Consider the following 18499-nt stretch of genomic DNA (forward strand, 5'->3'; position numbering starts at 1 on the left):
CCGCACCCCCTCAGTTCCCCCGCACCCGGTCCAGCGGCAGCCGGAGCACGGCCGGCGCCGCGGCCGGCAGGTTGCGCTCGCGGACATCGGCCAGCTCACGGTCGCTCAGGGCCCGCCGGTAGACGCGTACGTCGTCCAGCGCGCCGGTGAAGTGCGACCGGGAGTCCGGCTTCTGGCCGAGGTGCACCCCGAACGTGTCGTTCCGGCTGACCGACCCGGGAACGTCCGCCACCGACGTGGTCCTGGTCCCGTCCACCGTGAGCGTCAGCCGGCCGCCCGACCGGCGCAGCGCCAGGTGGTGCCAGCGTCCGTCGTTGGCCGCGCCGGCCGCGGTGACCTGCGCCGACTTCGCGGGCCCGGCGCCGGTCAGCGCCGTGAGGTCCGCCGTCAGCCGGTCCTTGGCGGGGTCGGCGCGCAGCGCCACCTGCGGCGCCCTGCTGCCCACGCCGCCCATCCACAGCAGCGGCTGCTCGCCGCTCTTCGCCTCGTACCGGAACCAGAGGCTGCACGTGAAGTCGCGGTCGCCCAGCGGCAGCGAGGAGCGGAACGGCAGCCGGACGGCATCGTCCTTGCCGTCGAACGCCAGCGCCTGCCCGAAACGGCCCTCGGTGGCGCGGGCGCCGCCCAGGACGGCGGCCGGCCGGGCGCCGAACCCGTGGTCCGGCGTGGTCGGGTCCGGACCGCGGCGCGGCCCGAGCCACTCCTCGGTGAACCGCGCGAAGCGGATCTCGTCCCGCGCGTCCACCGCGCCGCCCTCGTAGAGCAGCCCGACCTCGCCAGGCCTGATGTTCGCCAGGTCCGAGTAGCCCGACCAGTCGGTGGTGATCCGGGCGCCCCGGTCCACCCCCTCCCATGTACGGCCCTCGTCGTACGAGGAACGGATGGTCATGGTGCGCCGCCGGTCCGGGTCGGCCGGCGCGGCGAACAGCAGCCGGCCCGGGCTGCCGGGCGACCGCGGCTGCAGCCGCAGCATCGAGCCCTGGACCATGGGCGAGTACAGGTCGGGAATGGCCTCGAACGGCCGGGCGAAGGACTTGCCGCCGTCCCGGCTGACGGCCGCCGTACGGTGGCCCAGGTCGGTGCCGTCCTGCTCGCGCCCGTTGACGTAGATCGTCCCGTCCGAGCGCTCCACGAGCGTCATCTCAGACGGCTTCTGACGGAACGTTCCGTCAGAAGCGGTGCGCCAGGTGTCGAGCGCACCGGTGCGCCAGGTCCTGCCGCCGTCGTCGCTGTACATGAGGGCGGCGTGGTTGGCCGTTATACGGCCGCCTCCGTAGCTTTCGGCGTTGACGGTGTAGACCAGCCGCCCGGCGTGCCGCCCGCGGGTCAGCTGGATGCCGTGCACGGGGCCGGTCGCGTACCAGGAGTTCCACGACGGCGGCCGGAGCGCGGGGGTCATGTCCTTCGGCTTCGACCAGGTGCGCCCGTCGTCGTCGCTGATCTGCATGTGCGGTCTGCGGTCGCAGGGCACGTCGCAGTTGGCGGCGTCGTCCCGGCCCTTGTTGTAGGTCTCGGCGAGGACGACGCGCCCGGTGCGGCGGTCCACGACCGGTGCCGGGTTGCCGTGCGTGTCGCCGCCGCCCTCATTGACGACCTGGAGCGGACTCCAGGTGCGGCCGCCGTCGGTGGACCGTTTCATCACCAGGTCTATGTCGCCGGCGTCCCCACAGTTGTCCACCCGGCCCTCGGCGAAGGCCAGGAGCGTGCCGCGCGGGGTCGTCACGATCGCGGGGATACGGAAGCAGGAGTAGCCCTTCTCCTGGGAGGCCTTGAAGAGCACCTGCTGGTCGAGACCGACGGGGGCGGCCTCGGTGGGGGGTTGGGCGTTCGCGGGAATCGGGGGGAGGAAGGCGATCGCCGCTGTGGCCAGCGTGGCCCACCAGCGGCGTCGCCCGGGTCTCGGGCCGGGACTGTTGAGTGCGCTCGGATCTGACGTCATGGTCCGACCTGCCCTTCGAGGCATCGGCGAGGCATCGGCGTCGGCCGCGCGACGGGTCCGGGAGGCTCCCGGTGGCCCGCCGGACGGGTCATCTGGACATCCCACGTATGGACATCCCACGTCCCATGTTCGTGCGGAGGAAGGTACTTGTCCCGCAGGCGCCCCGGCAAGGAGTGTGCGTCACTCGGATTGGCCGGAAGCGGGCCTGCCCGCACGCCGCACGTGTACCTCTCGTACGCCGTGGGGAGGTGGCAGGCCCGCCGACGGCAGAAACGTTGGAGCCCCCAATGGCTTTGCGTCCGCTCGATACGCTGAAGGCATGGCCGAAACCCCCTACACACCCGCGCGCATTCGTGCTCTGCCCAGCTGGCTCCTCGGCCGCGCCGCCGCCCGCGGTCACCGGCTCGTCGCCGAGGCGCTCGCCCGCGAGGGCATGCGGATGATGCACCACGCCGTGCTGTCGGCCGTCGCCGAACTGGGCCCGGTCTCCCAGGCGGACCTGGGCCGCAGCCTGAGCATCGACCCCAAGGACATGGTCACGATCGTCAACGACCTGGTCGCGGAGGAACTGGTCGTCCGCGCGCCCGACCCACGCGACCGCCGCAAGAACGCCGTCACCATCTCCCCGGCCGGCACCCGCACGCTGCGCCGTACTCAAAAACTCGGCGACACGGCCAACGCGGAACTGACCGCGGCCCTCACCCCCGCCGAACGCGACCAGCTCGTCGACCTGCTCACCCGGATAGCCGCACCGGGCCTGGACGACCGCGGCACCTGAGAGCGGCGGCTGTCGGACCGTCAGACCCGGGGGCCCCCGCCGGGTCTGACAGGCCCTCAGCCCAGCGGGTCCAGGGCTATGCGGTGCTCGCCCGCGTAGATGTTCATCGAGCTGCCGCGCAGGAAGCCGACCAGGGTCAGGCCGGTCTCCGCCGCCAGATCGACCGCGAGTGAGGAGGGCGCGGAGACCGCGGCGAGTACGGGGATGCCCGCCATCACGGCCTTCTGGGCGAGTTCGAAGGAGGCACGCCCGGAGACCATCAGAACGGTGTCGGACAACGGCAGCCGGTCCTGTTGCAGTGCCCGCCCGACGACCTTGTCGACCGCGTTGTGCCGGCCCACGTCCTCCCGCAGGTCCAGCAGTTCCCCGTCGGCCGAGAACAGCCCCGCCGCATGCAGCCCGCCGGTGCGGTCGAACACCCGCTGGGCGGCGCGCAGCCGGTCGGGCAGTACGGAGAGCGTGGCCGGCTCGACGGTCATGCCGTCGTCGTCCTTCAGCGCGAAGCGCGCGGTGGTCCGCACGGCGTCCAGGCTGGCCTTGCCGCACAGCCCGCAGGAGGACGTCGTGTAGACGTTGCGTTCGAGGGAGATGTCCGGGACCGCGACGCCGGGCGCGAGCTGCACGTCGACCACGTTGTACGTGTTGCTGCCCTCCTCCGTGGCGCCCGCGCAGTACACGATGTTCGCCAGCTCCGCCGCGCTGCCGAGCACGCCCTCGCTGACCAGGAAGCCGGCCGCGAGCGCGAAGTCGTCGCCGGGGGTGCGCATCGTGATGGCCAGCGGCTTGCCGCCGAGCCGGATCTCCAGCGGCTCCTCGGCGACCAGGGTGTCCGGGCGGGTGCTCACGGCTCCGTCGCGGATGCGGATGACGCGCCGTCGCTCGGTGACCCTGCCCATACTGATCAGTCCCGGTTCTGTAGGTGGTGGCAGCCGCCGGAACGGCCCTCGCCCCTCATTGTCCTGTACGCGAGATCGGCGGCCACAGCCCCCACCGCCCAGCCGTCCGCCCGGCCCCGCCGCCCGGTCGGCCGTCCGCTCGGTCGGCCGTCCGCTCAGTCGGCCAGGAACTCCGCGATGCGGTCGCCCCAGGTGCGGATGTCGGCGGCGTCCTCCGAGACGTGCAACCGTGCCCCGGGCAGCAGCCCGGCGAGCTGCTCAGCGGTGGAGACGGGATGGCCCGGGTCGTCGGCCCATGCGAGCACCAGGGCCGGCCGGGTCAGCCGGGCGATCTCCGCACGGGCCGGCAGGTCGGACAGCGCGGCACCGCGCAGCAGGGAAGGCAGCGCCTCGCGGTGCACGCCGAGCGAGCGCGCCGGGTAGCCGGGGGCGCCGGCGAGGGAGGACGGCACGGGCGCCGCTGCCGTGACCTTGGCGAGCAGTTCCGGGCCGCCCTTCTCCGTGGCGTCGGCGAGCTTGCGGTAGAGGCCGGCCTGCGCGGCGCGGGTCTCCCAGGCGGTCGGCGGGATCAGCAGGACGAGCCGGTCGAAGCGTGCGGGTTCCCGTACCGCGGCGGTCAGTACGGTCGCACTGCCGAGCGAGGACCCCATGCCGGTGACGGGCCGGCCGGGGGAGAGGCGGTCGAGCAGTGCGAGCAGGTCGTCGGCGAAGTGCCGGTAGGTGTAGCCGGACGCGTCCGCGCCGCCCGTCGACGCACCGTGTCCCCGCGCGTCGTAGCGGACCAGCCGCCGGCCGGGCAGCCGGCGCACCGCGTCCCAGCCGAACAGGTCCATCCCGGCCTCGACGTCGCGGCTGAGCGACATGCCGTGGGCGTACACGGCGAGCGGTGCCTCAGTGCCGGTACCGGTACCCGCACCGGTGCCCGGTGTGTCCGTCGCGTCGTGGGCGATCCGGGTGCCGTCCGGGAGTGTGAGTCGCGGTTCCATGGTCGCCGCAACGCCCGTTCTCCAGGGGATGTTCCGGCGTACGCACGCGGAGACCCGACGGCGTCCGGGCACACGCCGGCGGCCCGGCCGGAGGTGAGTCCGGCCGGGCCGCCGTACCCAAGGTTCCGCGGCGGCGGTGTCCGGGTCAGACCTCGCCGCGCCAGGCGCCGGTCTCCGTGCCACGTGACTCGATGAACTTCTTGAAGTTCTTCAGGTCCGTGGTGGCCTTGCTGCGTATGAAGCCGAGCTTGTCGCCGACCGTGTCGGCGATGCCCTCGGGGTCGTGGTCGAGCTGGAGCATGACCTTGGTGTGCTGGTCGTCGAGGCGGTGGAAGGTCACCACACCGGCCTGGCGCGTCTCACCGGCCACCGTGGTCCAGGCGATCCGCTCGTCGGGAATCTGCTCGGTGATCTCCGCGTCGAACTCGCGGGTCACTCCGCCGATCTTGGTGACCCAGTGCGTGAGCTTCGGTGTGCGCTGCTCGATGCGCTCGACCCCGTCCATGAAGCGGGGGAATTCCTCGAACTGTGTCCACTGGTTGTAGGCCTTCGTCACCGGGACGGCAACCTCGACCGACTCTTCGATCTTCGACATGGTCCGGGCTCCTCCTCTCTGGGAACGTGCAGGGCTCCCCGCGTACCCGTGCAGTCGGGGTCGACACAGGGAAGTCGCGGCGACACGGGGAAAACGGAGCCGTGCCCGGAGTGTCCGGGTGACGCAGATCACCGGAGCGTGCGGTGGCGGGTCGGTGGCGCTCGGTAGACTGTAGACGATAACCAATCCGGTGAGTCCTGGATCATCCTGGATCACCTGGATCGTTTCGGATCCGAGTCGTAGAGGGGGACCGCGATGCTGTCCGCTGGACTGCCGCAGGGGACCGTGCCGAAGCTCGAACGCCCCGGCCCGCTGCGCGAACGGGTCTACGAAGCGCTGCTCGAACTGATCACGACCCGCGCGCTCCAGCCGGGTCAGCACCTCGTCGAGAGCGAGCTCGCCGGGCATCTGGGCGTCTCCCGCCAGCCGGTGCGCGAGGCGCTGCAGCGGCTGAACACCGACGGCTGGGTCGATCTGCGCCCTGCCCAGGGCGCATTCGTGCACGAGCCGACCGAGGAGGAGGCCGACCAGCTGCTCGGCGTGCGCACGCTGCTGGAGGCCGAGGCGGCCCGGCTGGCCGCCGCCAACGCCTCGGAGGCGGGCGTCGAGGAGCTGGCGGCGCTGTGCGACCGGGGTGAACAGGCGGTCCGTGACGACGACGTGGACCTCGCCGTCGCCACCAACGCGGCCTTCCACGCCAAGGTGATGGACCTGGCGGGCAACACCGTACTGGCCGGGCTGGCCGAGCAGGTCGGCCGGCGGGTGCGCTGGTACTACACCCCGGTCGCCCGGCAGCGCGGCAAGCGGTCCTGGGCCGAGCACCGCGAGCTGATCGACGCCATCGCCAAGGGCGACGGACAGCGCGCCACCGAGATTATGCGTGCCCACACCGAGCACACCCGCCGCACGTACCACGAGCGCGAGGGGGCGAAGTAGGGCCTGTCTCCAGCCGTGGCCATGTGGCGGGGCGGAGGGCGCCGTCGTCGTGATCGTTCCGTCGAGCGGTGCCTCGAGGGCGCCCGCGTCGCGACACGGGACGAAGCGGTCGTAGACGCTCTGCCAGGCGGTGAGCGCCCCGGGACCGGTGCCCACAGCATCTCGGCCACGGCTGGGGGCAGGTCAGCCGGGTACGCCCATGCGCTGCGTGCCGACGACGGACAGCAGCCGCAGTGCCTCTTCCGACGGTGAGCCGGGGGCAGCGGTGTAGAGGACGACTCGCTGGTCCCGGTCAGCGATGTCCAGGACGTCGCAGTTGACGGCGACGGGGCCGACGAGGGGGTGCGCGAAAGTCTTGCAGAGGGTGGGCCGAGCGGTCACGTCGTGGGTGGCCCAGAGCCCGGCGAACTCCTCACTGCCGGCGAGGAGCTCCTTGACCAGGCCGGTCACTTCAGGGTCGTTGGGATAGCGAGCTGCCGCGGCGCGCAGGTGCTGGACCGAGGTCCGGGTGAACTCGTCCGCGTCCGAGACGCCGTACAGCCGTCGGCCGTGCCGGTACGGACCGAGGAAGGCGCGTCGGATGAGGTTCCGGTCCCGGCGCGACAGGACGGAGAAGTCCTCCAGCAAGGCAGCGGCCAGCTCGTTCCAGGCGATGACCTCATACGTCGCCGACAACACGACGGCCGCGGCCTCCGGCAGCCGGTGCAGCAGGTCGACGATGCTCTGCCGCACTTCCCGCGAAGGCCCGGCCGGGGGTGCGGGAGGCGCACCGGCGAGGTGATGGAGATGGTCGCGCTCCGCGTCCGACAGGCGCAGCGCACGGGCGAGTTGGCCCAGCACCTCACGGGAGGGATGCGGGGCGCGGCCCTGCTCCAGGCGCGTGTAGTACTCGGTCGAGATGAACGCCAGCTGCGCCACCTCCTCGCGGCGCAGTCCCGGGGTGCGGCGGCGCGGCCCGGCAGGCAGCCCCACGTCGCCAGGGGTGATGCGCTCGCGCCTGCTGCGCAGGAAGGCAGCCAGTTCTCGTCGATCCATGCCCCCAGTGTGCGCGGGGTGACGGTGCCCAGCCAGGTACTGCCGGTGCCTGGATGATCGCGGTGGCCGGACACAGGCTCCTCAGCATGACCCACACACCGAACACCTCCACCACCTCCACCACGGCCTCGGGCCTGCTCGCCGGCAAGGTCGCCTTCCTCACCGGCGCCGGTCGCGGTATCGGCGCGGCAGCGGCACGGCTGTTCGCCCGGGAGGGGGCCCGAGTGCTGCTCGCGGCCCGCACGCAGACCCAGCTCGAAGCGGTGACCGAGGAGATCCGGACGGCCGGCGGCACCGCGGACCACGTGGTGTGCGACCTGGCCGATCCGGCAAGCGTCCGGGCCGCCGTCGACCGCTGCGTGGAGCTGTACGGCCGGCTCGACGTGGCCTTCAACAACGGCGCGACGGGCCAGCCGCCCGGCCCGATGGACCAGCTCTCGGAGGCCGAGTTCGACCACGTCTGCGCCGTCAACCTCAAGGGCCCGTGGCTGGCCATGACCGCCGAGATCGCCGCCATCCGCGCCACCGCGAAGCGCGGGGCCATCGTCAACACCTCCAGCGTCGGCAGCCTGATGGGCAACCCCGCATTGCCCGCCTACGGCGCAGCGAAGCGGGCGGTCAACAGCCTCACCGCGTCGGCAGCCGTCACCTACGGCCCGGAAAACATCCGCGTCAACGCCATCGCGCCCGGCACCACACTCACCGAGATGCTGTACGAGTGGGACGAGAAATCCCCCGGCACCATCGAGCAGCTCAACGCCCGGACCCCGCTGGGCCGCGCCGCCGATCCGGACGAGATCGCCCAGGCTGCCGCCTGGCTCCTCAGCGACCGCTCCTCCTACGTCACCGGCACGGTCCTCCGCGTCGACGGCGGCATGCGAGCCTGAGCCGTCACGGGCGTCCCGTCCAGGCGGGCAGGCGCCGGTCGTGGCGCGCCGGACCCTTCCTTGTCCTGAGTCGGGCCGGGTTCTGAGCCGGGCTTTGTCCTGAGTCAGGAGAAAGTCCGTACGGATTCGGTCCGTAGTACTTCCTCGTGCGGACAAGCGCTGCTACGTTCCCCTCGAAAGCCCGGCGAGACGGTGTGCGGTTTCCCGCCAACTCCCGCCGGTGGCTCTCGATGACGGTCTATGCCGAGGACGGCTGGAGGGGCGGCGTGAGGCGCATGACAGCCAGGCCCGCGAACGCGCACCAGGCGCGGCTCCTTCACCTGCTGCGCGACCAGGGGCCCAACTCCCGTGCTCAGCTGGGTGACCAGGTCGACCTGTCGCGTTCCAAGCTGGCGGTGGAGGTCGACCGGCTGCTGGAGACCGGCCTCGTCGTCGCCGACGGCCTGGCCGCCTCCCGCGGCGGCCGTCGCTCCCACAACATCCGGCTCGCGCCCTCGCTGCGCTTCCTCGGCGTGGACATCGGCGCGACCTCGGTCGACGTGGCGGTCACCAACGCCGAACTGGAGGTACTCGGTCACCTCACCCAGCCGATGGACGTCCGGGACGGGCCGGTCGCCGTCTTCGAGCAAGTCCTCGCGCTGGCGGACAAGTTGAAGGACAGCGGGCTCGCCGAGGGGTTCGACGGCGCGGGCATCGGCGTGCCGGGCCCGGTCCGCTTCCCCGAAGGCGTGCCCGTCGCACCGCCGATCATGCCGGGCTGGGACGGCTTCCCCGTACGGGAAGCGCTCAGCCAGGAGCTGGGCTGCCCGGTCATGGTCGACAACGACGTGAACCTGATGGCGCTGGGGGAGCAGCACGCGGGGGTGGCCCGCACCTCGCAGGATTTCCTCTGCGTCAAGATCGGTACGGGCATCGGCTGCGGCATCGTCGTCGGCGGCGCGGTCTACCGCGGCACCACCGGCAGCGCCGGCGACATCGGCCACATCCAGGTCGAGCCCGACGGCCGCCGCTGCGCCTGCGGCAATGCCGGCTGCCTGGAGGCCTACTTCGGCGGTGCCGCGCTCGCCCGGGACGCGGAGGACGCGGCGCGCGAGGGCCGGTCGGCCACGCTCGCGGCCCGGCTCGAGGCGGCGGGCGCGCTCGCCGCCTCGGACGTGTCCGTGGCCGCCTCCGCCGGCGACGCCACCGCGCTGGAACTGATCAAGGCCGGTGGCACCCGCACCGGGCAGGTCATCGCCGGGCTCGTCAGCTTCTTCAATCCGGGCCTCGTGGTGATCGGCGGCGGGGTGACCGGCCTCGGCCACACACTGCTGGCCGCGATCCGCACGCAGGTGTACCACCAGTCGCTGCCCCTGGCGACCGGCAACCTCCCTATCGTCCTGGGCGAGCTGGGCCCGCTGGCCGGTGTGACCGGCGCGGCCCGGCTGATCAGCGACCACTTGTTCTCACCGGCCTGAGTCATGTCCCCGGCACCGCAGGGACCGGGGAAGCACCGCCGCACCACCGCCGTACCGCCTCCGCTCCACCTGTGCACGTGCACCACCTCTGCGCCATCACTGCACTGTCTGAGTGACGCATCGTCAGTTCGCGATGCCGCACGCCCGTACGCGCTCCGCCCTGATCCGCCCTGCCCGCTCGCCGGCGTACCGCCGAGGAGGCCCGCCATGGCACCAGCGCACCGCCCCGCACCTCCGCCGTCCGCGGCGCACGAAGCCACCGGACCGCTGCTCACCATGACCGGCATCACCAAGTCCTTCCCCGGCGTCCGCGCGCTGGACGGCGTGGACCTGGACGTGGTGGCGGGGGAGGTGCACTGCCTGCTCGGCCAGAACGGTGCGGGCAAGTCCACCCTGATCAAGGTGCTGGCCGGAGCGCACCAGCCGGACGGCGGCGAGATCCGCTGGCGCGGCGAGACCGTCACCCTGAAGTCCCCGATCGCCGCGATGCGGCTCGGCATCGCCACCATCTACCAGGAACTGGACCTGGTCGAGCACATGTCCGTCGCCGAGAACGTCTTCCTCGGCCACGAACGCGCCACCGGCGGCTTCGTCCGCACCGGCGAGGCCCGCGACCGGACCGCCGAGCTGCTCGCCCGGCTGGGCCACCCCGAGATCGATCCCGCCACCCCCGTCGGCGAGCTCTCCGCCGCCGGCCAGCAGATCGCGTCGATGGCCCGCGCCCTCTCGCACGACGTACGGCTGATCGTCATGGACGAGCCGTCCGCCGCGCTCGACCCCGACGAGGTCGACAACCTCTTCCGTATCGTCACGGCCCTCACCTCCGCCGGCGTCGCCGTCGTCTACATCTCCCACCGCCTGGAGGAGATCCGCCGGATCGGCGACCGGGTGACCGTACTGAAGGACGGCCGTACGGCTGCCCGCGGCCTAGACGCGCACGCCACCCCCACCCGCGACATCGTCGCCCTGATGACCGGCCGCGACGTCGAGTACGTCTTCCCCGAACGGCGCGCGGCCACCGACCGCCCGGCCCCCGTCCTCAGCGTCGAAGGCCTCGCCCGCGAGGGCGAGTTCGCGCCGGTCGACTTCCAGCTGCACCCCGGCGAGATCCTCGGCCTCGCCGGGCTCGTCGGCTCCGGCCGCTCGGAGATCCTGGAGACCGTCTTCGGCGCCCGGCGGCCCACCGCGGGCCGGGTACTGGTCGACGGCCGGCCGCTGCGCCCCGGCAGCGTCACCGCCGCCGTACGCGCCGGAATCGGCCTCGCCCCCGAAGAACGCAAGTCCCAGGCGCTGCTGCTCCTGGAGTCCGTCAGCCGTAACGTCTCCCTCTCCTCGCTGCCCCGCTTCGCACGCGCCGGCTGGCTGGACCGGCACGCCGAACGGGCCGGTGCCCGCGCCGCCACCCGTGACCTGTCGCTGCGCCCCGACGACCCCGACCGCCCGGTCCGCACCCTCTCCGGCGGCAACCAGCAGAAGGCCGTACTGGCCCGCTGGCTGCTCCGTGGCTGCCGGGTCCTGCTGCTGGACGAGCCGACCCGCGGCGTGGACGTCGGCGCGCGTGCCGAGCTGTACGCGGTGATCCGGCGGCTGGCCGACGAGGGCATGGCCGTGCTGCTGGTCTCCAGCGAGGTGCCCGAAGTGCTCGGGCTCGCCGACCGGGTGCTCGTCCTGCGCGAGGGCCGGGTCGTGCACGAGGGGGACGCGGCGGCACTGGACGAGCACCGGGTGCTCGACCTGGTCATGAGCGAAGGACCGGGGCCCGTACCGGCCCCGGCAGGTACCGCGCCCGAGGAGACGCCGGCCCCGACACCGCGAGGAGACCGCCCGTGAACACCTCCGAAGGACACGCCCTCCCGGCCGAGGCGGGCTCCGCACCGCCGGGCCCGGCCGTGCCGCCCGCCAAGGAAGCACCGGGCACCCGCGCCCGGCGCCGTCCCGACATCCGCAACCTCTCGCTGCTCGGCGTGCTCGCCGCGCTCGTCCTGGTCGGCGCGCTCACCAAGCCCGAGCAGTTCCTGAGCGTGCAGAACCTCCAACTCGTGCTCACCCAGGCATCCGTGATCGGTGTCGTCACCGTCGGTGTCACCTTCGTCATCATCGGCGGCGGCATCGACCTGTCGGTCGGCGCGATGGTCGCGCTCGCCACCGTCTGGGCGACGACCGTGGCCACCCAGCAGTTCGGGCTCAGCGGCATCCTGCTGTGCGCGCTGTGCGTGGGCCTGGGCTGCGGGCTGGTCAACGGCCTGCTGGTGTCGCTCGGCGGGATCGTGCCCTTCATCGCCACCCTCGCCATGCTGGCCTCGGCCCGCGGCCTGGCACTCCAGATCAGCGACGGCCGCACCCAGGTCGTGTCCGTCGACCCGGTGCTCGCGCTGGGCCGCCGGGACGCGTACCTGCTCGGCATCCCGCCCATCGTGCTGGTCTTCGCCGTCGTCACCGTCATCGGCTGGCTGCTGCTGAACCGTACGACCTTCGGGCGGCGCACCGTCGCGGTCGGCGGCAACCCCGAGGCCGCCCGGCTGGCCGGCATCGACGTACGCCGCCAGCGGCTGCTGCTCTACCTGCTGTCCGGACTGTGCTGCGGCATCGCGGCGTTCCTGCTGATCGTGCTGACCGGCTCCGGACAGAACACCAACGGAAACCTCTACGAGCTCGACGCCATCGCCGCGGCCATCATCGGCGGCACCCTGCTCAGCGGCGGCCGCGGCACCATCACCGGCTCCGTCCTGGGCGTCCTCGTCTTCACCACCATCACCAACCTCTTCGCCCTGAACAACCTGGAGACCGCCGTCCAGCAGATCGCCAAGGGCGCCATCATCGTCGCCGCCGTACTGGTACAGAAGGGCCGCACGCCATGACCGAGCACACCCCACGGATTCCCGGAACCAGCCGCAGGAACATGCTCTTCGGCGCCGCCGCCGTCTCCGCGGGCGCCTTCCTCACCGCCTGCACCAGCAACGAGAACAACGCCTCGGCCGGCACAGGCAAGCAGCAGCAGGCCGGCGGGGTCGACGACAAGCCCGGCAAGAAGGTCACCATCGGCTTCGCCGGACCGCAGGCCGACCACGGCTGGCTGAACGCGATCAACCAGAACGCCAAGGACCGTGCGAAGCAGTACGAGGACGTCACCCTGGAGATCACCGAGGGGTCGAACGACACAGCGCAGCAGATCGGGCAGATCGAGACCCTGATCAACAAGAAGGTCGACGTGCTGGTCGTCCTGCCCGCCGACGGCAAGGCGCTCACCCAGGTAGGGCTGAAGGCCATGCGGGCCGGCATCCCCGTCGTCAACCTCGACCGGGTCTTCGCCTCCCAGCAGGCCTACCGCTGCTGGGTCGGCGGCGACAACTACGGCATGGGCCTCAATGCCGGGCACTACATCGGCGAGCAGCTCAAGGACAAGAAGAACGCCAAGGTCGTCGAGCTGGCCGGGATCGACAACCTGGAACTGACCCGGCAGCGCACCCAGGGCTTCGACGACGCGCTGAAGAACTACCCCAACATCAAGAAGGTGGGGCGGCAGGCCGCCGAGTTCACCGTCGAGTCCGGCCAGTCCAAGATGGCCGGGCTGCTCCAGGCGCACCCCGACTTCGACGCCCTGTGGAACCACGACGACGACCAGGGCGTGGGCGCCGAGCGGGCCATCGAACAGGCGGGCCGCGACGGCTTCCTCATGGTCGGCGGCGCCGGCTCCCGCAAGGTCATGGACACCATCAAGGCGGACAACTCCGTCCTGAAGGCCACCGTGCTCTACCCGCCCACCATGTCCGCCTCCGCCATCGACCTGGCCCGCGCGCTCGGCCAGGGCAAGGGCATCGGCGGCATGGCCGAGCTGGAGATCCCCGCCTCCATCACCCTGTACTCCGCCGTCGTCACCAAGGACAACGTCGACGACTACCTCCCGACCGGCTTCAACTGACACGGAGCGCCCCGCCGGAGCCTCGTGAGCCCGGCCGCGCCCCGTACCCCCACACCTGACCACCACCGATGAGGTGATGCATGGACGACAACGCGAAGGACCCCACCTCCGACGGCCGCCCCGCGCTGGGGATCGGCATGGTCGGCTACGCCTTCATGGGCGCGGCGCACTCCCAGGGCTGGCGCACCGTCGCCCGCGCCTTCGACCTGCCGCTCCGCCCGGCCATGAACGCCGTCTGCGGCCGGGACGCCGGTGCCGTACGCGCCGCCGCCGACCGCCTCGGCTGGGGCGCGGCGGAGACCGACTGGCGGGCCCTGATCGCCCGCGACGACGTCGACCTGGTCGACATCTGCACACCCGGCGACAGCCACGCCGAGATCGCCGTCGCGGCCCTCGAAGCCGGCAAGCACGTGCTGTGCGAGAAGCCGCTGGCCAACACGGTCGCGGAGGCGGAGGCCATGGTGGCGGCGGCCGAGACGGCGCGGGCCCGCGGCCGGATCGCCATGACCGGCTTCAACTACCGCCGTACGCCGGCCACCGCGCTCGCCCGCCGGTTCGTGGCGGAGGGCCGGATCGGCCGGCTGCGCCACCTGCGCGCGACGTACCTCCAGGACTGGCTGGTCGACGAGCAGGCACCGATGACCTGGCGGCTGCGCAAGGACAGCGCCGGTTCCGGCGCCCTGGGCGACCTCGGCGCCCACATCGTCGACCTCGCGCAGCATCTGGCGGGGGAGCCGCTGACGGGCGTCTCGGCCGTCACCGAGACGTTCGTACGGCACCGGCCGCTGCCCTCGGGCGGTACGGACGAGGTGACCGTGGACGACGCGGCGCTGTTCACCGGCCGCTTCGCCTCGGGTGCGCTGGGGTCCTTCGAGGCCAGCCGGGTCGCCGCCGGACGAAAGAACTCGCTCCGCATCGAGATGAACGGCGACCGCGGCTCGCTCTCCTTCGACCTGGAACGCCTCAACGAGCTGTCCTTCCACGACCACACCGAACCGTCCGTCGCGGCCGGCTTCCGCCGCATCCTGGTCACCGAGCCGGACCACCCGTACCTGGAGGGCTGGTGGCCGCCGGGCCACGGCCTCGGGTACGAGCACACCTTCGTGCACCAGGCCCGCGACCTGGTGCATGCCATCGCCGCCGGTACCGACCCCGCGCCCACCTTCGCCGACGGGCTGCGTGTGCAGCGCGTACTGGCAGCGGTGGAGGAGAGCGCCGCGAAGAACTGCGTCTACACCCCCGTATCGGCCTGAGGAGGTCCCGTACCGTGCCACGCCAGTTCACTCTCTTCACCGGTCAGTGGGCAGACCTCCCTCTGGAGGAGGTCTGCCGCATGGCTCGCGACTTCGGCTACGACGGGCTGGAACTCGCCTGCTGGGGCGACCACTTCGAGGTCGACAAGGCGCTCGCCGACCCCGCCTATCTCGACTCGCGCCACGCGCTGCTCGACAAGTACGGCCTCAAGTGCTGGGCGATCTCCAACCACCTGGTCGGCCAGGCGGTCTGCGACGCCATCATCGACGAGCGCCACGAGGCGATCCTGCCCGCCCGCATCTGGGGCGACGGCGAGGCCGAGGGCGTACGGCAGCGCGCCGCCGCCGAGATCAAGGACACGGCGCGCGCGGCCGCCGCGTTCGGCGTCGACACCGTCATCGGCTTCACCGGCTCGTCGATCTGGCACCTGGTCGCCATGTTCCCGCCGGCCCCCGAGGCGATGATCGAGCGCGGCTACGAGGACTTCGCCACGCGCTGGAACCCCATCCTCGACGTCTTCGACGCCGAAGGCGTCCGCTTCGCCCACGAGGTCCACCCGAGCGAGATCGCGTACGACTACTGGACCACCCACCGGGCCCTGGAAGCCGTCGGCCACCGGCCCGCCTTCGGCCTCAACTTCGACCCCTCCCACTTCGTGTGGCAGGACCTGGACCCGGTCGCCTTCCTCTGGGACTTCCGCGACCGGATCTACCACGTCGACTGCAAGGAGGCCAGGAAGCGCCTGGACGGCCGCAACGGCCGGCTCGGCTCCCATCTCCCCTGGGGCGACCCGCGGCGCGGCTGGGACTTCGTCTCGGCCGGGCACGGCGACGTCCCGTGGGAGGACTGCTTCCGGATGCTGCGCTCGATCGGCTACGACGGGCCGGTGTCGGTGGAGTGGGAGGACGCGGGCATGGACCGCCGGCAGGGCGCTCCCGAGGCGCTGACCAGGCTCAAGGCGTACGACTACGAGCCGCCGACGGCGTCGTTCGACGCGGCGTTCGGCAGCTCGGACAGCTGACAGCTCGCCCTTCTTTGTCCTTCTGCGGGCAGAAGTACGTACCAGCGACTGCAAAGGTCTATCCGTAGCGAGCCGATGCGACTACCTTCGCCTCTTGTGTCACGTACACGTACATGACGGCTCGCACAGCGCACTGAACTCCCCAGCACCGCCCACCGCACGGCAATCGACCCGCCCGGGAGGCACCGCGTGCACAGAAGACGTCTCAGAATCCGCTCCGCACTCGCACTCTTCGCCGGCGGCCTGCTCGCAGCCGGCTCGCTCTCGCTCGGCAGCACCCCCTCGGTCGCCGCCCCGGCCGCCGACGCGGCCCCGCTCGCCGAGGACTTCCAGCAGGTCACCCTCGCCAAGGGTGCGGCGGAGGTGGGCGAGCCCATGTCGCTCGCCGTCCTCCCCGACCGCTCCGTCCTGCACACCTCCCGCGACGGCACGCTCCGGCTGACCAACGCCGCCGGTGACACCAAGGTCGCCGGCAAGCTGCCCGTCTACACCCACGACGAAGAGGGCCTCCAGGGCGTCGGCGTCGACCCCGGCTTCAAGGACAACCGCTTCATCTACCTCTTCTACGCGCCCCCGCTGGACACCCCCGCGGGCGACGCGCCGGACAACGGCACCGCCGCCGACTTCGCCAAGTTCGACGGCGTGAACCGTCTCTCCCGCTTCGTCCTGAAGGCCGACGGCACGCTGGACACCGCCAGCGAGAAGAAGATCCTGGAGGTCGCCACCTCCCGCGGCACCTGCTGCCACGTCGGCGGCGACATCGACTTCGACGCGCAGGGCAACCTCTACCTCTCCACCGGCGACGACTCCAACCCGTTCTCCTCCGACGGCTACACGCCCATCGACGAGCGCGCCGACCGCAACCCCGCGTACGACGCCCAGCGCAGCTCCGGCAACACCAACGACCTGCGCGGCAAGATCCTGCGCATCAAGGTCAACGCCGACGGCTCGTACGACATCCCCGAGGGCAACCTCTTCGCGCCCGGCACCGAGAAGACCCGGCCAGAGATCTACGCCATGGGCTTCCGCAACCCCTTCCGGATGAGCGTCGACAAGACCACCGGCATCGTCTACGTCGGCGACTACGGTCCCGACGCTGGCGCCGCCAGCCCCACCCGCGGCCCGGCCGGCCAGGTCGAGTTCGCCCGTGTCACCAAGGCCGGCAACTACGGCTGGCCGTACTGCACCGGCGACAACGACGCCTACGTCGACTACGACTTCGCCACCGGCACCTCCGGCGAGCCCTTCGACTGCGCCGCGCCCAAGAACACCTCGCCGCACAACACCGGCCTGACCGACCTGCCCCCGGCCCAGCCCGCCTGGATCCCGTACGACAACGACTCCGTACCGGAGTTCGGCAGCGGCTCGGAGTCCCCGATGGCCGGCCCGGTCTACCGCTACGACGCCGCGTCGGACTCCAAGGTGAAGTTCCCCGAGTCCTACGACGGTGACTTCTTCGCCGGGGAGTTCGGCCGGCAGTGGATCAAGCGGATCGAGCAGGACGCCGACGGCAAGGTCCAGTCGATCAACCCGGTCCCCTGGAGCGGCACCCAGATCATGGACATGTCCTTCGGCCCGGACGGCGCGCTGTACGTGCTGGACTACGGGCTGAGCTGGTTCGGCGGCGACGAGCACTCCGCGCTGTACCGCATCGAGAACGCCACCGACGGCCACTCGCCGGTCGCCGAGGCGAAGGTCGACCGCACCTCGGGCCAGGCGCCCCTGAAGGCGAAGTTCAGCGCGACCGCCACCGACCAGGACGGTGACGCGCTCACCTACGCCTGGGACTTCGGCGACGGCGCCACCTCCACGGCGCAGAACCCCGCCCACACGTACAAGAAGAACGGCACCTACACGGCGACCGTCACCGCCAAGGACTCCTCCGGCCGCACCGGCTCGGCCAGCGTCCACCTGACCGTCGGCAACACCGCCCCCAAGGTCACGCTCGAACTCCCCGGTGACGGACAGCTCTTCACCTTCGGCGACAAGGTGCCCTTCAAGGTCAAGGTCACCGACCCCGAGGACGGGCAGATCGACTGCTCCAAGGTCACCGTCACCCACATCCTCGGCCACGACAACCACGGCCACGCCGTGACCTCGGCCAACGGCTGCGAGGGCACCATCCAGACGCTGGCCGACGGCGAGCACGACCCCAACGCCAACATCTTCGGTGTCTTCGACGCCGAGTACACCGACAAGGGCGCGAACGGCCAGCCCGCGCTGACCACTCACGACCAGAACGTCACCCAGCCCAAGCACCGCCAGGCCGAGCACTTCAAGACGTCCAAGGGCGTCAAGGCGGTCGACCACACGCCGGCACACGGCGGCAAGACCGTCGGTGACATCCACAACGGCGACTGGATCGGCTTCACCCCCTACATCGTCTCCAACGCCACCGAGCTGACCGCGCGGGTCGCCTCGGCCGGCGCCGGCGGCACGCTGGAGGTCCGCAGCGGCAAGCCCGACGGCAGGCTGCTCGGCACCGCCAAGGTGCCGGTGACCGGCGGCTGGGAGACGTACACCGACGTCAGCACCGCCATCGCCAAGCCGCCCGCCGGGACGACGACGCTCTACCTCGTCTTCAAGGGCAGCAGCACGGGAGCGCTGTACGACGTGGACGACTTCGAGATCACGACGAAGTAGCGCACGACCGGTGAGGGGCGGGCGGACCACCCGTAGGGCGGACCACCCGTAGCGTCCGCCCCTCACCCGATCACACCCGCTCAGCGGCCTTTCACCTGAACACACCCGCTCAGCGGCCCCTTGCCCAGCCACCCCCCCGCCGCTGGAGGAAGG

15 protein-coding genes are annotated in these 18499 nt (G+C 71.8%); 10 read left to right on the top strand and 5 right to left on the bottom strand.

What is annotated here, in order from left to right; genetic code table 11:
• Positions 1-10 precede the first annotated feature (10 nt).
• Entirely contained in the window at positions 11-1939 is a 1929-nt protein-coding gene (locus AAC944_RS29615) for an exo-alpha-sialidase (RefSeq protein WP_030612698.1), read from the bottom strand.
• Between the two features lie 319 nt (positions 1940-2258).
• Here AAC944_RS29615 and AAC944_RS29620 point away from each other — a divergent pair, with 319 nt between their 5' ends.
• Positions 2259-2717, top strand: a complete 459-nt coding sequence (locus AAC944_RS29620) for a MarR family winged helix-turn-helix transcriptional regulator (protein ID WP_030612695.1) — start codon at positions 2259-2261, stop codon at positions 2715-2717.
• Between the two features lie 56 nt (positions 2718-2773).
• Here the strand turns inward: AAC944_RS29620 and fdhD are convergent, their stop codons facing one another.
• The 3 genes from fdhD to AAC944_RS29635 all read right to left on the bottom strand — a co-directional run bounded on the left by fdhD (position 2774) and on the right by AAC944_RS29635 (position 5194).
• Entirely contained in the window at positions 2774-3613 is an 840-nt protein-coding gene (fdhD, locus tag AAC944_RS29625; RefSeq protein WP_030612692.1) for a formate dehydrogenase accessory sulfurtransferase FdhD, read from the bottom strand.
• Positions 3614-3768: 155 nt separating this feature from the next.
• Complete coding sequence (locus tag AAC944_RS29630; RefSeq protein ID WP_078888476.1) at positions 3769-4599, bottom strand: alpha/beta fold hydrolase; 831 nt, start codon at positions 4597-4599, stop codon at positions 3769-3771.
• 145 nt (positions 4600-4744) lie between these two features.
• Positions 4745-5194: an SRPBCC family protein gene (locus tag AAC944_RS29635; protein ID WP_030612687.1), complete on the bottom strand. Its 450-nt coding sequence runs from the start codon at positions 5192-5194 to the stop codon at positions 4745-4747.
• Between the two features lie 255 nt (positions 5195-5449).
• Here AAC944_RS29635 and AAC944_RS29640 point away from each other — a divergent pair, with 255 nt between their 5' ends.
• A complete protein-coding gene (locus AAC944_RS29640; RefSeq protein ID WP_030612685.1) occupies positions 5450-6130 on the top strand; it encodes a GntR family transcriptional regulator in 681 nt (226 codons plus the stop codon).
• A 183-nt stretch (positions 6131-6313) separates the two neighbouring features.
• Here AAC944_RS29640 and AAC944_RS29645 read toward each other — a convergent pair whose 3' ends face one another.
• Entirely contained in the window at positions 6314-7165 is an 852-nt protein-coding gene (locus AAC944_RS29645) for a helix-turn-helix transcriptional regulator (RefSeq protein ID WP_030612682.1), read from the bottom strand.
• A gap of 53 nt (positions 7166-7218) precedes the next feature.
• Between AAC944_RS29645 and AAC944_RS29650 the strand changes: the two genes are divergently transcribed.
• The 8 genes from AAC944_RS29650 to AAC944_RS29685 all read left to right on the top strand — a co-directional run bounded on the left by AAC944_RS29650 (position 7219) and on the right by AAC944_RS29685 (position 18346).
• Positions 7219-8052: an SDR family NAD(P)-dependent oxidoreductase gene (locus AAC944_RS29650; protein WP_037771934.1), complete on the top strand. Its 834-nt coding sequence runs from the start codon at positions 7219-7221 to the stop codon at positions 8050-8052.
• Between the two features lie 275 nt (positions 8053-8327).
• Positions 8328-9509 (top strand): ROK family transcriptional regulator, encoded by a 1182-nt coding sequence (locus AAC944_RS29655; protein ID WP_030612676.1) that lies wholly within the window; start codon positions 8328-8330, stop codon positions 9507-9509.
• Between the two features lie 207 nt (positions 9510-9716).
• Positions 9717-11339: a sugar ABC transporter ATP-binding protein gene (locus AAC944_RS29660; protein WP_051871634.1), complete on the top strand. Its 1623-nt coding sequence runs from the start codon at positions 9717-9719 to the stop codon at positions 11337-11339.
• A 59-nt stretch (positions 11340-11398) separates the two neighbouring features.
• Complete coding sequence (locus AAC944_RS29665; protein ID WP_030612672.1) at positions 11399-12367, top strand: ABC transporter permease; 969 nt, start codon at positions 11399-11401, stop codon at positions 12365-12367.
• The gene (locus tag AAC944_RS29670) at positions 12364-13428 is read left to right on the top strand and encodes a substrate-binding domain-containing protein (RefSeq protein WP_030612669.1); all 1065 of its coding nucleotides are present in this window, start codon (positions 12364-12366) and stop codon (positions 13426-13428) included. The genes AAC944_RS29665 and AAC944_RS29670 overlap by 4 nt, the downstream gene beginning before the upstream one ends.
• Before the next feature lie 80 nt (positions 13429-13508).
• Positions 13509-14681 carry a Gfo/Idh/MocA family protein gene (locus tag AAC944_RS29675; protein ID WP_030612665.1) on the top strand — a complete coding sequence of 391 codons (1173 nt, stop codon included), beginning with the start codon at positions 13509-13511 and terminating at the stop codon, positions 14679-14681.
• 14 nt (positions 14682-14695) lie between these two features.
• Positions 14696-15703: a sugar phosphate isomerase/epimerase family protein gene (locus AAC944_RS29680; RefSeq protein ID WP_030612662.1), complete on the top strand. Its 1008-nt coding sequence runs from the start codon at positions 14696-14698 to the stop codon at positions 15701-15703.
• 189 nt (positions 15704-15892) lie between these two features.
• The gene (locus AAC944_RS29685; protein ID WP_030612648.1) at positions 15893-18346 is read left to right on the top strand and encodes a PQQ-dependent sugar dehydrogenase; all 2454 of its coding nucleotides are present in this window, start codon (positions 15893-15895) and stop codon (positions 18344-18346) included.
• Positions 18347-18499: the final 153 nt, after the last annotated feature.

The organism is Streptomyces sclerotialus (assembly GCF_040907265.1).
GTDB lineage: Bacteria > Actinomycetota > Actinomycetes > Streptomycetales > Streptomycetaceae > Streptomyces > Streptomyces sclerotialus.

Bases quoted from the DNA above. Each gene is read 5' to 3' on its own strand.
- AAC944_RS29615 (WP_030612698.1), bottom strand. From the start codon at position 1,939: ATGACGTCAGATCCGAGCGCACTCAACAGTCCCGGCCCGAGACCCGGG.
- AAC944_RS29620 (WP_030612695.1), top strand. From the start codon at position 2,259: ATGGCCGAAACCCCCTACACACCCGCGCGCATTCGTGCTCTGCCCAGC.
- fdhD (WP_030612692.1), bottom strand. From the start codon at position 3,613: ATGGGCAGGGTCACCGAGCGACGGCGCGTCATCCGCATCCGCGACGGA.
- AAC944_RS29630 (WP_078888476.1), bottom strand. From the start codon at position 4,599: ATGGAACCGCGACTCACACTCCCGGACGGCACCCGGATCGCCCACGAC.
- AAC944_RS29635 (WP_030612687.1), bottom strand. From the start codon at position 5,194: ATGTCGAAGATCGAAGAGTCGGTCGAGGTTGCCGTCCCGGTGACGAAG.
- AAC944_RS29640 (WP_030612685.1), top strand. From the start codon at position 5,450: ATGCTGTCCGCTGGACTGCCGCAGGGGACCGTGCCGAAGCTCGAACGC.
- AAC944_RS29645 (WP_030612682.1), bottom strand. From the start codon at position 7,165: ATGGATCGACGAGAACTGGCTGCCTTCCTGCGCAGCAGGCGCGAGCGC.
- AAC944_RS29650 (WP_037771934.1), top strand. From the start codon at position 7,219: ATGATCGCGGTGGCCGGACACAGGCTCCTCAGCATGACCCACACACCG.
- AAC944_RS29655 (WP_030612676.1), top strand. From the start codon at position 8,328: ATGACAGCCAGGCCCGCGAACGCGCACCAGGCGCGGCTCCTTCACCTG.
- AAC944_RS29660 (WP_051871634.1), top strand. From the start codon at position 9,717: ATGGCACCAGCGCACCGCCCCGCACCTCCGCCGTCCGCGGCGCACGAA.
- AAC944_RS29670 (WP_030612669.1), top strand. From the start codon at position 12,364: ATGACCGAGCACACCCCACGGATTCCCGGAACCAGCCGCAGGAACATG.
- AAC944_RS29675 (WP_030612665.1), top strand. From the start codon at position 13,509: ATGGACGACAACGCGAAGGACCCCACCTCCGACGGCCGCCCCGCGCTG.